This window comes from Mitsuaria sp. CC2, from assembly GCF_048957715.1.
In the GTDB taxonomy this organism is placed as follows: domain Bacteria; phylum Pseudomonadota; class Gammaproteobacteria; order Burkholderiales; family Burkholderiaceae_C; genus Roseateles.
In genome coordinates, this window is sequence record NZ_JARVXN010000007.1 from 19,763 (window position 1) to 32,528 (window position 12,766).

At 66.4% G+C, this 12,766-nt stretch carries 12 protein-coding genes; 8 read left to right on the forward strand and 4 right to left on the reverse strand.

The features are described from left to right. The first annotated feature begins 40 nt into the window (after positions 1 to 40). The 8 genes from glmM to phoR all read left to right on the forward strand — a co-directional run bounded on the left by glmM (position 41) and on the right by phoR (position 8,531). Positions 41 to 1,378: a phosphoglucosamine mutase gene (gene glmM, locus PV762_RS04415; protein WP_421033809.1), complete on the forward strand. Its 1,338-nt coding sequence runs from the start codon at positions 41 to 43 to the stop codon at positions 1,376 to 1,378. A gap of 324 nt (positions 1,379 to 1,702) precedes the next feature. Continuing rightward, positions 1,703 to 2,737 carry a phosphate ABC transporter substrate-binding protein PstS gene (pstS, locus tag PV762_RS04420; protein WP_421033810.1) on the forward strand — a complete coding sequence of 345 codons (1,035 nt, stop codon included), beginning with the start codon at positions 1,703 to 1,705 and terminating at the stop codon, positions 2,735 to 2,737. Between the two features lie 169 nt (positions 2,738 to 2,906). Then, complete coding sequence (gene pstC / locus PV762_RS04425; RefSeq protein WP_421033959.1) at positions 2,907 to 3,920, forward strand: phosphate ABC transporter permease PstC; 1,014 nt, start codon at positions 2,907 to 2,909, stop codon at positions 3,918 to 3,920. Further along, the gene (pstA, locus tag PV762_RS04430; protein ID WP_421033811.1) at positions 3,917 to 4,777 is read left to right on the forward strand and encodes a phosphate ABC transporter permease PstA; all 861 of its coding nucleotides are present in this window, start codon (positions 3,917 to 3,919) and stop codon (positions 4,775 to 4,777) included. Before pstC ends, pstA begins: the two co-directional genes overlap by 4 nt. A 68-nt stretch (positions 4,778 to 4,845) precedes the next feature. Further along, positions 4,846 to 5,631, forward strand: coding sequence for a phosphate ABC transporter ATP-binding protein PstB (gene pstB / locus PV762_RS04435; protein WP_421033812.1), 786 nt, complete (start codon positions 4,846 to 4,848; stop codon positions 5,629 to 5,631). Positions 5,632 to 5,650: 19 nt separating this feature from the next. Next, positions 5,651 to 6,358 (forward strand): phosphate signaling complex protein PhoU, encoded by a 708-nt coding sequence (gene phoU, locus PV762_RS04440; RefSeq protein ID WP_067064277.1) that lies wholly within the window; start codon positions 5,651 to 5,653, stop codon positions 6,356 to 6,358. 78 nt (positions 6,359 to 6,436) lie between these two features. Beyond that, positions 6,437 to 7,141 (forward strand): phosphate regulon transcriptional regulator PhoB, encoded by a 705-nt coding sequence (gene phoB, locus PV762_RS04445; protein ID WP_421033813.1) that lies wholly within the window; start codon positions 6,437 to 6,439, stop codon positions 7,139 to 7,141. 10 nt (positions 7,142 to 7,151) lie between these two features. Beyond that, positions 7,152 to 8,531, forward strand: coding sequence for a phosphate regulon sensor histidine kinase PhoR (gene phoR, locus PV762_RS04450; RefSeq protein WP_421033814.1), 1,380 nt, complete (start codon positions 7,152 to 7,154; stop codon positions 8,529 to 8,531). 19 nt (positions 8,532 to 8,550) lie between these two features. Here phoR and PV762_RS04455 read toward each other — a convergent pair whose 3' ends face one another. The 4 genes from PV762_RS04455 to trxA all read right to left on the reverse strand — a co-directional run bounded on the left by PV762_RS04455 (position 8,551) and on the right by trxA (position 12,582). Next, a complete protein-coding gene (locus PV762_RS04455) occupies positions 8,551 to 10,200 on the reverse strand; it encodes a hypothetical protein (RefSeq protein ID WP_421033815.1) in 1,650 nt (549 codons plus the stop codon). A 137-nt stretch (positions 10,201 to 10,337) separates the two neighbouring features. Next, positions 10,338 to 10,604, reverse strand: a complete 267-nt coding sequence (locus PV762_RS04460) for a type B 50S ribosomal protein L31 (protein ID WP_421033816.1) — start codon at positions 10,602 to 10,604, stop codon at positions 10,338 to 10,340. 149 nt (positions 10,605 to 10,753) lie between these two features. Beyond that, on the reverse strand, positions 10,754 to 12,016 hold the full coding sequence (gene rho, locus PV762_RS04465) for a transcription termination factor Rho (protein ID WP_421033817.1): 1,263 nt from the start codon (positions 12,014 to 12,016) through the stop codon (positions 10,754 to 10,756). 236 nt (positions 12,017 to 12,252) lie between these two features. Next, a complete protein-coding gene (gene trxA, locus PV762_RS04470) occupies positions 12,253 to 12,582 on the reverse strand; it encodes a thioredoxin TrxA (protein WP_088406647.1) in 330 nt (109 codons plus the stop codon). Between the last annotated feature and the right edge of the window lie 184 nt (positions 12,583 to 12,766).

Genomic DNA, 12,766 nt, shown 5'->3' on the forward strand with positions numbered 1-12,766 from the left:
CTGCGGATTCAAGATCAAGAAGTCGCAGGAGATCGCCTCAATGAGCCGAAAGTATTTCGGAACCGACGGGATTCGCGGCACCGTGGGCCGCACGCCCATCACGCCAGATTTCATGTTGCGGCTGGGCCATGCGGTGGGGCGTGTGCTCAAGCGCAGCTACGCCAAGCCCAGCGTCCTGATCGGCAAGGACACGCGCATCTCCGGCTACATGCTGGAGTCCGCGTTGGAGGCCGGTTTCGCGTCCGCGGGGGTCAACGTGCTGCTGACCGGACCGCTGCCGACGCCGGGCGTCGCGTACCTCACCCGCGCGCTGCGCCAGCATCTGGGCGTGGTGATCTCGGCCTCTCACAACCCGTTCGCCGACAACGGCATCAAGTTCTTCTCGTCCAAGGGCGAGAAGCTGCCCGATGCCTGGGAACTCGATGTCGAGGCCGTGCTCGACGAGCCGCCGGTGTGGGTGGATTCGGCGAACCTGGGGCGCGCCCGGCGCCTGGACGACGCGCAAGGGCGCTACATCGAGTTCTGCAAGGCCAGCTTCAGCGGCGACCTCAGCCTGCGCGGCATGAAGCTCGTCATCGACGCGGCGAACGGCGCGGGCTACCAGGTGGCCCCGTCCGTGTTCCATGAACTGGGTGCCGAGATCATCACGATCGGCAACAAGCCCGACGGTTACAACATCAACGACAAGGTCGGTGCCACCGCGCCGCAGGCCCTGGTGGCCGCGGTCAAGGAGCACCAGGCCGACTACGGCATCGCGCTGGACGGCGATGCCGATCGCCTGCAGATGGTCGACGGGGAGGGGCGCCTCTACAACGGCGACGAGCTGCTCTACGTGATGGTGGCGGACCGGCTGGCGCGCGGTGAACGCGTCCCCGGCGCGGTCGGCACGCTGATGACGAACATGGCGGTCGAAGTGGCCCTGCGCCAGCGGGATGTCGAGTTCGTCCGCGCCAAGGTCGGCGACCGCTACGTGCTCGAGGAGCTGGCCGCCCGAGGCTGGCAATTGGGCGGGGAGGGCTCGGGCCACCTGCTCTCGCTGGACCGGCACACGACCGGCGACGGCATCGTGAGCAGCCTGCTGGTGCTGGAAGCCGTCTGCCGCAGCGGACGCCGCCTGGCGGACCTGCTGGACGGCGTCACGCTGTTCCCGCAGACGCTGATCAACGTGCGACTGCAGGCGGATCACCAGGATTGGAAGAGCAATCCGGCGCTCGCCCGCGTCGAGGCCGAGGTCACGGCGGAATTGGGCGACCGGGGGCGGGTGCTGATCCGCAAGTCGGGCACCGAACCGCTGCTGCGGGTCATGGTCGAAGCCAGCGACGCCGACCTCGCGCAGCGCTGCGCCGAGCGTCTGGCGGACGCCATCCGCGGCGGTTGACCTCCCGTCCACCGACTGAACCGACCGAAAAAAAGGGGCCGCCGACGCGGGAGCGTCCGCGGCCCAATTTGCATTGGTCGGGCCGCGTCTGGCGCGGCTCTTCGGGGTTTCCCTGGCGTCCGGTAGGCTAGGCACCGAAGATGACAATGGGGTGAATCGAACATGACAATGGCTGCCCGGTACCCCGTCAGACCCGATTCCTCCTCTGGGCACTCTACGTAACGACATTTTTCCGGTTCCCGGGCCGCGTCACGGATGTGTCACATTGAGGTCATAGCATCCGCTCCGTTCGCCAACCAACCCAAGCGATAGGACTGAATGATCATGAATCAACTGCGTGCTGGCCTGCTGTTCGCCGCGTGCGCCGCGATGTTCTCCGCGGCCCATGCTCAAGAAGTGACCGGTGCGGGTGCTTCGTTCCCGGCTCCCGTGTACGCCAAGTGGGCCGATGCCTACAACAAGGCCACCGGTGTCCGCATCAACTATCAGTCGGTCGGTTCCGGCGCCGGCATCAAGCAGATCCAGGCCAAGACCGTCGACTTCGGCGCGTCCGACGCTCCCCTGAAAGATGAGCAACTGGCCAAGGACGGGCTGGTCCAGTTCCCGACCGTCATTGGCGGCGTGGTTCCCGTGATCAACGTCAAGGGCATCACCCCGGGTCAGTTGAAGCTGGACGGCAAGGTCCTGGGCGACATCTACCTGGGCAAGGTCACCAAGTGGAACGACCCCGCCATCGCCGCCCTGAACTCGGGCGTCGCGCTGCCGGACGCCGCCATCGCCGTGGTCCGCCGTGCCGACGGTTCCGGCACCAGCTTCCTGTTCACGAACTACCTGTCCAAGGTCAACGCCGAGTGGAAGGACAAGGTCGGTGAAGGCACGGCCGTGAACTGGCCCACCGGTGCCGGCGGCAAGGGCAACGAAGGCGTGTCGGCCTTCGTGACGCGTCTGCCGAACTCGATCGGCTACGTCGAATACGCCTACGCCAAGCAGAACAAGATGACCTATGTGCTGATGAAGAACGCCAGCGGCGCCTTCGTCAGCCCGAGCGACGATGCCTTCAAGGCTGCCGCCGCCGGTGCCAAGTGGGAACAGTCGTTCTACCAGGTGCTGACCGAGCAGGCTGGCAAGGACAGCTGGCCCATCACCGGCGCCACCTTCATCCTGATGCACGTGGCGCAGGACAAGCCGGCCCAGGCCACCGCGTCGCTGAAGTTCTTCGACTGGGCCTATGCGCAGGGCGACAAGATGGCCGACGACCTGGACTACGTGCCGCTGCCCGCCAGCGTCAAGGAGCTGGTCCGCAAGCAATGGGCCGCCCAGGTGAAGGACGGCTCGGGCAAGGCGATCAGCTTCAAGTGACAGCCGCCTGCTGACGACGGCCCGGTGCTCTCTTCGAGGGTCCCGGGCTTTCTCACAGGACCTCAAGAAGATCTCGACAGAGACGTCGTGACGGACGCGTCGGACCGGCCGGAGGGGGCGGACGGCGCGCCAGGATTCCAAACACTCCAGCGGAGGCCCCGTGGCCGCAATACTTCCAGCCAATTCGATTGACCGAGAGCGCGGCGAGGAGCGCGTCAAGCCGGGTGGCAGCCCGACGCCGCGACGTCGTGTCGCGCCGTGGGCCGACGCGGTGTTCTCGCTGCTGACGCATGGCGCGGCCTGGCTGACGCTGGCGCTGCTGGCCGGCATCATCGGCTCGCTGCTGGTCGGTGCCGCGCCCGCGATCAAGCAGTTCGGCCTGAACTTCCTGATCACCGCGGAATGGGATCCGACCAAGGAGCAGTTCGGCGGCCTCGTGATGATCTACGGCACGCTGATGACCTCGTTCATCGCGCTGCTGATCGCCGTGCCGGTGAGCTTCGGCATCGCGCTGTTCCTGACCGAGCTCTCGCCGGGCTGGCTGCGCCGCCCGCTGGGCATCGCCATCGAGCTGCTGGCCGCGGTCCCCTCCATCGTCTACGGCATGTGGGGCCTGCTGGTGTTCGGCCCCATCCTGGCCACCTACGTGCAGCAACCGCTGCAGTCGCTGTTCGGCGGCATCCCCTACCTGGGCGCGCTGGTGTCCGGCCCGCCGGTGGGCATCGGCATCCTGTCGGCCGGCATCATCCTGGCGATCATGATCATCCCGTTCATCGCCTCGGTGATGCGCGACGTGTTCTCGGTCACGCCCGCCATGCTGAAGGAATCGGCCTACGGCCTGGGCTCCACGACCTGGGAAGTGGTCTGGAAGGTCGTCCTCCCGTACACCAAGACCGGCGTCGTCGGCGGCATCATGCTGGGACTGGGCCGCGCGCTCGGTGAAACCATGGCCGTCACCTTCGTGATTGGCAACATGAACCAGCTGAATTCGCTGTCGGTGTTCGAAGCCGCCAACAGCATCACCTCGGCGCTGGCCAACGAGTTCGCCGAAGCCGGCGCGGGCCTGCACCAGGCGTCGCTGATCTACCTGGGCCTGGTGCTGTTCTTCATCACCTTCGTGGTGCTGGCGTTCTCCAAGGTCCTGCTCAACAAGCTGAAGAAGAACGAAGGAGCCCGCTCATGAGCGCGACCGACGCCAAGCGCCTGGCGATGTACAGGAAGCGCCAGCGCATCAACACCATCGCGCTGACGCTGTCGCTGGCCGCGATGGCCTTCGGGCTGGTCTGGCTGATCTGGATCCTGCTGGAAACGCTGATCCAGGGCGTCGGCGGCCTCACGATCGCGACCTTCACGCAGATGACGCCCGCGCCGATGTCGGAGGACGGCGGCCTGGCCAACGCGATCTACGGCTCGCTGGTGATGGTGGGTCTGGCGACCTGCATCGGCACGCCGATCGGCGTGCTGGCCGGCGTCTACCTGGCTGAATACGGCCAGAAGACCTGGCTCGGCGCCGTCGTGCGCTTCATCAACGACATCCTGCTCTCGGCGCCGTCCATCGTCGTGGGCCTGTTCATCTACACGGTCGTCGTGACGCGGATGAAGTCCTTCTCCGCGCTGGCCGGCATCCTGGCGCTGGCGCTGATCGTGATCCCGGTCGTGATCCGCACGACGGAGAACATGCTGAGCCTGATCCCCAACGCGCTGCGCGAGGCCGCCTATGCGCTGGGCACGCCGAAGTGGAAGGTCATCATGACCGTGACGCTGAAGTCGGCCCGCGCCGGCGTGATCACCGGCGTGCTGCTGGCCCTGGCTCGCATCTCCGGCGAAACCGCGCCGCTGCTGTTCACCGCGCTGTCGAACCAGTTCTGGACGAGCTCGCTGGGCAGCCCGATGGCCAGCCTCCCGGTGACCATCTTCAAGTTCGCGATGAGCCCCTACGAGAACTGGCAGAAACTCGCCTGGGCGGGTGTCTTCATCATCACGATCGGCGTGCTGGTGCTGAACATCCTGGCGCGTGTGCTGTTCAAGGAAAAGCATTGACCGGTTGACCGCCGCGGCCGGACAGGCCGCGGCGACCGATCCACGAATCCAACGAATCGAGAAACAACATGGACGTCAAAGTCGACATGCCGGTGACCGAGAAGGCGAAGCTCTCGGTGAGGAACCTGAACTTCTACTACGGCAGCTTCCACGCGTTGAAGAACATCAACCTGGACATCCCCGAGAACAAGGTGACCGCCTTCATCGGTCCCTCGGGCTGCGGCAAGTCCACGCTGCTGCGCACGCTGAACCGCATGTTCGAGCTCTATCCGGAGCAGCGTGCCGAAGGCCAGATCCTGCTGGACGGCGAGGACATCCTCACCAGCAAGGAAGACGTCTCGCTGATCCGCGCCAAGGTCGGCATGGTGTTCCAGAAGCCGACGCCGTTCCCGATGTCGATCTACGACAACATCGCCTTCGGCGTTCGCCTCTTCGAGACGCTGTCGCGCGTCGAGATGGACGAGCGCGTCGAATGGGCGCTGAAGAAGGCCGCGCTGTGGAACGAGGTCAAGGACAAGCTCAACCAGAGCGGTTCGGGCCTGTCGGGCGGCCAGCAGCAGCGCCTGTGCATCGCGCGCGGCATCGCCATCAAGCCGGAAGTCCTGCTGCTGGACGAACCGTGCTCGGCGCTGGACCCGATCTCGACCGGCAAGATCGAGGAGCTCATCCATGAGCTCAAGCACGACTACACCGTCGCGATCGTGACCCACAACATGCAGCAGGCGGCACGCTGCTCGGACTACACGGCCTACATGTACCTGGGCGACCTGATCGAATTCGGACCGACCGCGGAGCTCTTCATGAAGCCCAAGCGCAAGGACACGGAAGACTACATCACGGGTCGTTTCGGCTGATCAACAGGGAGAGAACACCATGACCGACAAGCATCTGTCCACCCAATTCGACGCCGAACTGAGCGGCATCTCCACGCGCGTGCTGGAGATGGGCGGCCTCGTGGAATCGCAGGTGGCGCAGGCCGTCGAGGCGCTCGGCAGCTTCAGCGGCGACATCGCGAGCCACGTGCTCAAGCAGGAAGAGATCGTCAACACGATGGAGATCGAGATCGATCGCGACCTGTCGACGATCATCGCCCGCCGCCAGCCGACCGCGCGCGACCTGCGCCTGCTGATCGCCGTGTCCAAGACGATCGCCAACCTGGAGCGCGTCGGCGACGAGGCCGCCCGCATCGCCCGCACGGTGCAGCGCCTGATCAACACCGGCGTGTCGAGTCGGCTGCGTCTGCCGATGTCGGACCTGTCGTACGAGGCCGAGCTGGCCACCGCGCAGCTGCGCAAGGCGCTGGACGCGTTCGCGCGGCTGGACGTGGACCGCGCGCTGGAGGTGCTCAAGGCCGACGACCAGATCGACAAGGAGTTCGACGGCCTGATGCGCAAGCTCATCACCTACATGATGGAAGACCCGCGGACCATCTCGTCGTCCATCGACCTGGTGTTCGTCGCCAAGGCGATCGAGCGCGTGGGCGACCATGCCAAGAACCTGGCCGAAGTCATCATCTACGTGGTCAAGGGCACCGACGTCCGCCACAACACGCCGGACGCCGTCGAGAACATGGTGCGCTGAGCACCGAATCGCGATCCACCCGTCCGGCCCGCCCGCCGCGGGCGTCCCGGCGGGACCCAATAAGAGGAGTTACCCCGCATGAGTCGCATCCTGGTCGTCGAGGACGAATCCGCCATCGCCGAGCTGATCTCCATCAACCTGCGCCACGCCGGTTACGAGGTCACGCTGGCCGGCAACGCCGAGCAGGCGCAGCTGGAAGTGGATCGCGTGCTGCCTGATCTGGTCGTGCTCGACTGGATGTTGCCGGGCCAGACCGGCCTGGCGCTGGCGCGCCAGTGGCGCGGTGCCGCGCGCACCCGCGAACTGCCCATCATCCTGCTGACGGCGCGCGCGGAAGAAGTCGACAAGGTGTCCGGCCTGGATGCCGGCGCGGACGACTATCTGACCAAGCCGTTCTCGACGAACGAGCTGCTCGCGCGCATCCGCGCGGTGCTGCGCCGCAAGGCGCCCGAGGCGCTGGACACGGCCGTCGAAGTCGGCGGACTGGTGCTCGATCCCGGCACGCGCCGCGTCAGCCGCGAGGGCGTCGAGGTGAAGCTCGGCCCGACCGAATTCCGTCTGCTGCACTTCTTCATGACGCATCCGGAGCGCGTGCACAGCCGCTCGCAGCTGCTGGACCGCGTCTGGGGCGACCACGTGTTCATCGAGGAACGCACCGTGGACGTCCACGTCAAACGCCTGCGCGAGGCGCTCGAAAAAGTCAGCTGCGCGCGCATGATCGAAACCGTCCGGGGGGCCGGCTACCGGCTGACCCAGCAGAGCAGCAGCGCCTTGTCGGCCTGAGGACGCATCCATGGCATGGATGTTGTCTCGCGTCCTGTTGCTGGTGCTGGGCACCGGCGTCGCGGGCGGCTTGGGGTACTGGCTGGGCGAGTGGACGGGGATGCCGCATCTGGCCGCGGCCTTGGCCGCGGCAGCGGCGGTGATCCTCATGGCGGTCTGGGACGCGGCCCGGGCACATCGGCTGGTGAGCTGGTTGCGCGGCGACCAGAACGACGACGCGCCGCGCGTCGGCGGCCTGTGGGGCGAGATGGCGTACCGCGTCGAGCGCGGCCTGCGCGACCGCGAACGCCGCTACGAGCGCGAACGCCAGCAGCTGGAGCAGTTCCTGCTCGCGATCGAAGCTTCGCCCAACGGCGTGATCCTGCTCGACGGACAGGACCACATCCAGTGGTGCAACGTCGTGGCCGGCGATCATTTCTCGCTGGATCCCCAGCGCGACAAGCTGCAGCGCATCACCAACCTGGTCCGCTATCCGGCCTTCGTCTCCTACCTGCAGAACGGCAACTTCCAGCAGCCGCTGACGCTGACCAACACCCGCGCAAAATCGACGCTGCAGGTCCTGGTGCGTGACTACGGCGTGGGAGGAGAGTCGCGCAAGCTGGTGCTGTCGCTGGACGTGACCGACCGCGAGCGCAACGAAGCGATGCGTCGCGACTTCGTCGCCAACGTCTCGCACGAGATCCGCACGCCGCTGACGGTGCTGGCCGGCTTCATTGAGACGATGGCCAGCCTGCAACTGACCGAGGCTGAACGCAAGCGCGTGCTGCACCTGATGCAGCAGCAGACGACGCGGATGCAGACGCTGGTTGGCGACCTGCTGACGCTGGCGCAGCTCGAAGGCAGCCCGCGACCGGGCGCCGATCACTGGATTTCGCTGGACCCGCTGCTGCAACGCGTCGGCGCGGATGCGCAAGCGCTGTCGAATGGCCGGCACGAGCTCGTCTGTGAACGCCAGACGGGGGTCGAGCTCGCCGGCGTCGAGACGGAGATCCTCAGCTCGATCGCCAACCTGGTGAGCAACGCGGTACGCTACACGCCGCCGGGCGGCCGCATCGAACTCCAATGGCGCTGGCTGCCGGACAACGGCGGCGAAATCTCGGTGATCGACAACGGGCCCGGCATCGCGCGCGAACACCTGCCGCGACTCACCGAACGCTTCTATCGCGTCGACGGGAGCCGCTCGCGCGACACCGGCGGCACGGGGCTGGGTCTGTCGATCGTCAAGCATGTCGTGCAGCGCCACGGCGGCGAACTGCGCATCGAGAGCGAGCCTGGGAAGGGTTCCAGGTTCAGGCTGCTGTTCCCCGCGGCGCGCGTGCGGCTGGTCGATGCGACGGCCATGGGCGATGAGGCCGCGCCCGCCTTGCTGGCGGGGCGCGAAGAACTCTGACGCCTTCGACGATCGGCGTTCAACGATCCTTCTGCATGACCAGATAGGTGCCGGAACGGTCCGTCGGACGACGGACCACGCCAAGCACGCGCCAGCCGCTCGGCGGCATCGGCGTGCTTTCAGCCTGCACCGTGATCGCCACCGGGCAGGTCGTGGTATCCAGACCTTGCGTCGCGTCGACCTTCCAGTGCCCCTGGAATTCGAAGGCGGCCAGCGCATGGGTCGGCACGCCCGGCGCGGCAATGCAGTCGACGTTCGCCGGCAGGTGCGCGGCAATGCGCTCGATCAGCGGCTTGTTGCTGCGCGCATAGTTCAGCGTGTGCAGGCCGAGGGTCATGGCCAGCAGCCAGGCCAGCGCGACGCCCCCAGCGGGCAGCGCAAGACTCTTCCAGAGCGCGTGACGATGACGCGCGGTGCGCCAGCGCACCAGCCACAGCCAGGCCAGCGTGCCCAGCACGGCGACGACGAAGGTGAGCAGGCTGAACTCAGGCTCGTAGCCCTGCGCCAGCTTGCGGACGTTGGCCATCAGCTTCGCCGGCCAGCCGATCTGCATGGCCATGTAATACAGCCACAGGAAGATCGCGCCGAGGGTGAAGAAGAAGACCGAGAACCAGTCGAGCAGGGCGCTGGCGCTGCGCTGGAAGGTCGGGAGCGCGAAGCTCGCCAGCACGGCGAGCGGCGGCAGCGCGAGCAGCATGGCGCGGTCGTCGGCGCCCATGAGCAGGCTGGTGAGCAAGGGCACCAGCGAGGCCAGCAGCGGCACCGACAGGTGACGCCGCATCAGGTGCCTCCGCCAGCGCCACAGCGACCAGGCCGCCAGCGGCCAGGCCGGCCAGCAGAACCAGCCGAGGAGCCGCAGCCAGTCGAGCACGCTGCGCTCGCCGGCCTTGAGGCGCCAGGCCCAGCCGTGCATGGGCCAGGCGATGAGCGCGGCCAGTGCCATGGCGCCGAGGATCCAGGGCAGGAACTTGCGGGCGTCCTCGTAGGTCGACCGGAAGCAAAGCCACAGCGCGCCGACGGCCAGGGCGAGTGCGACGACGGGCGCGCCGCTGGTGGCGAGCACCGGCAGCGCCACCAGCATTGCCGCGCGGGCCTTCCAGACGCGGAAGGGCAGCGCCGAGAGGCTGTAGACGAAGAGGGTGATGCCCAGGAGCTGGAGGATCTCCGGCGTGATCTCATGGCCCAGGCGCAGCAGGCCGAGGCTGGCGATGAGCGCGAGCAGGCAGCCGTCGGCCATGGCGCGGGCGTAGTCGACCGCATGGGCCTCGCCGCCGAAGGCGAAGGCGACGGGTTGGGCGGCCTCGGTGCGGGCCAGGTGGAGGCAGCTGTACCAGGCCAGGGCCAGCACGGCGGCCAGCATCAGGCCGAAGGGGATGCGCGCGGCGACGGCAGGGTCGAGGAAGGGGAGCAGCTTGATGCCGAGCGCGCCGACCCAGTAGGGCAGCAGGCCGCCGTCGGCGGGCAGGCCGGCGATGGCGGGCTGCAGCCAGGGGGCGTGGCCCTGCGCGATGCTCGCGATGAAGCCGAAGGCGGTAAGGTCGGCATTGCGCCACGGGTCGCGACCGAACAGGCCGGGCAACACATAGGCGGCGCACAGCAGCAGCAGGGCCCAGCGCGGGATCGGGTGCGTGCTTCGCTCGGCCACGACGGCCGGGGTGGGCAGATTCATGCGCGTCTGTCTCGTTGTCGTTGTGGATGCCGGTGCGCATCATGCCGCAGCTTTGTGCGGCGTTCGAAATGAAAAAAGGCAGCCGAGGTGGCTGCCTTTTTGCGGTGACCGGATCAGGTCCGGTCGGCGAGGCCTGCTCAGGCCTTGGCGCCGCGCAGGTTCGCAAACTTGTTGCGGAACTTCTCGACACGACCGCCCAGGCTGTCGATGCTCTTCTGCGTACCCGTGTAGAACGGGTGCGATTCGCTCGAGGTTTCCAGCTTGACCAGCGGCAGTTCGCGGCCGTCGTCCAGCTTGATCGTTTCCTTGGTCTGAACCGTCGAGCGGATCACGAACTGGGAACCATTGGACTGGTCGACAAAGACCACGTCGCGATAGTTGGGGTGAATGCCTTCTTTGGCCATTTGAAAATCCTCGCTGCAGTGCCGCCAGCCACACTGCCCCTTGCAGCGCACTTGTCGACAGCGGAAAAACGCGGAGTATAGCGGAAATGAGAGAAGCCGCCCAGGGGCGGCTTCCGTGAAGTCCAGCAGGACGCTTGAAGAGGGCGGAATCAACCGCCTCTGCGCATCATGTCGAAGAAATCGTGGTTGTTCTTCGAGGACTTCATCTTGTCGAGGATGAACTCCATCGCCTCGATCTCGTCCATCGGGTAGAGCAGCTTGCGCAGGATCCAGGCCTTCTGGAGGATCTCCGGCTTGAGCAGCAGCTCTTCGCGGCGGGTGCCCGACTTGTTCAGCAGGATCGACGGGTAGACCCGCTTCTCGGCCATGCGACGGTCCAGATGGATTTCGCAGTTGCCGGTGCCCTTGAACTCTTCGTAGATCACCTCGTCCATCTTGGAACCGGTGTCCACCAGCGCGGTACCGATGATGGTCAGCGAGCCGCCTTCCTCGATGTTGCGCGCGGCGCCGAAGAAGCGCTTGGGGCGCTGCAGGGCGTTCGCGTCCACACCGCCGGTCAGCACCTTGCCGGAGCTGGGCAGCACGTTGTTGTAGGCGCGGGCCAGGCGGGTGATCGAGTCCAGCAGGATGATCACGTCCTTGCGCAGTTCAACGAGGCGCTTGGCGCGTTCGATGACCATTTCCGCGACCTGCACGTGGCGTGCGGCCGGTTCGTCGAAGGTGGAGCTGATGACCTCGCCGCGCACGGTGCGCTGCATCTCGGTCACTTCCTCGGGGCGCTCGTCCACCAGCAGCACCATCAGGTGGGCGTCGGGATAGTTGGCCGCGATCGAGTGCGCCAGATGCTGCATCATCATCGTCTTGCCCGACTTGGGCGGGGCGACGAGCAATGCGCGCTGGCCTTTGCCCAGGGGGGCGATCAGGTCGATGATCCGGCTGGTGATGTTGTCGTCGCCGCGGATATCGCGTTCAAGCTTGAACTGCTCTTTCGGGAAGAGCGGCGTCAAGTTCTCGAACATGATCTTGTGCTTGGACTCCTCCGGCGTCAGGCCGTTGACGCGATCCACCTTGACCAGCGCGAAGTAGCGCTCGCCGTCCTTGGGCACGCGCACTTCGCCTTCGACCATGTCGCCGGTGTGCAGGTTGAAGCGGCGGATCTGGCTGGGCGACAGGTAGATGTCGTCCGTCGAGGCCATGTAGCTGGCCTCGGGAGAGCGCAGGAAGCCGAAGCCGTCTGGAAGGACTTCCAGCACGCCATCGCCGAACACCTGCTCGCCGGCCTTGGCGCGCTTTTTCATGTCCGCGAACATCAGCTCCTGCTTGCGCAGGCGGGCGACGTTGTCGATCTCCAGCTCTTCGCCCATCTGGATCAGGGCGGAGACGTGAAGCGCCTTCAGTTCAGAAAGATGCATGGGGGGTTTGACCCGGTCTGTCGTCCAGGGCCTGCCAAGGCCAGAGACACAAACAACGGCGAGCCCAAGGGACGCGCATCCGCGTTGCGGCGGACTTGAGGAAAGCGTGGAGACTTGGGCGCCGAGTCCACGCGCTCACCCGGAACGTCGACGGCGTCTGAAGACGCCGTTGGGCCCGGGAGGGCGTGGTGGCAAGTGGTTCGCCAGGACCGCAGGGGCCCCGACGAATGGAATCATTATAGGTTGGCGTCGAGGAAGGACGTCAACTGGGCCTTGGACAACGCGCCGACCTTGGTCGCGGCGAGCTGGCCGCCCTTGAACAGCATCAGGGTCGGGATGCCGCGGATGCCGAACTTGGCCGGCACTTCGCGGTTGTCGTCGACGTTCAGCTTGGCGATCTGCAGGCGGTCGCCGTAGTCCTTCGCGACTTCGTCCAGGATGGGGGCGATCATCTTGCAGGGGCCGCACCATTCGGCCCAGTAGTCGACCAGCACGGGTTTGTCGGACTGGATGACGTCGCTGTCGAACGAGGCGTCGGAGATGTGTTTGATCTGTTCGCTGCTCATGGAGATGGTCCTTGCGTGATGTCCCTGCCGGGCGGATGCCTCGGACGGGCGGCCGGCCGGGCGACAATGCGTCGCCCCGAGGGCCCAGGGCTGCAGGGTGCGACGATTCTCACACAAGCCCGGAAACCTCGGCCCGAGTAGGCGCTCCCCCGACTTGACGGTGCGCAGGGCGCATCTCAAGGGG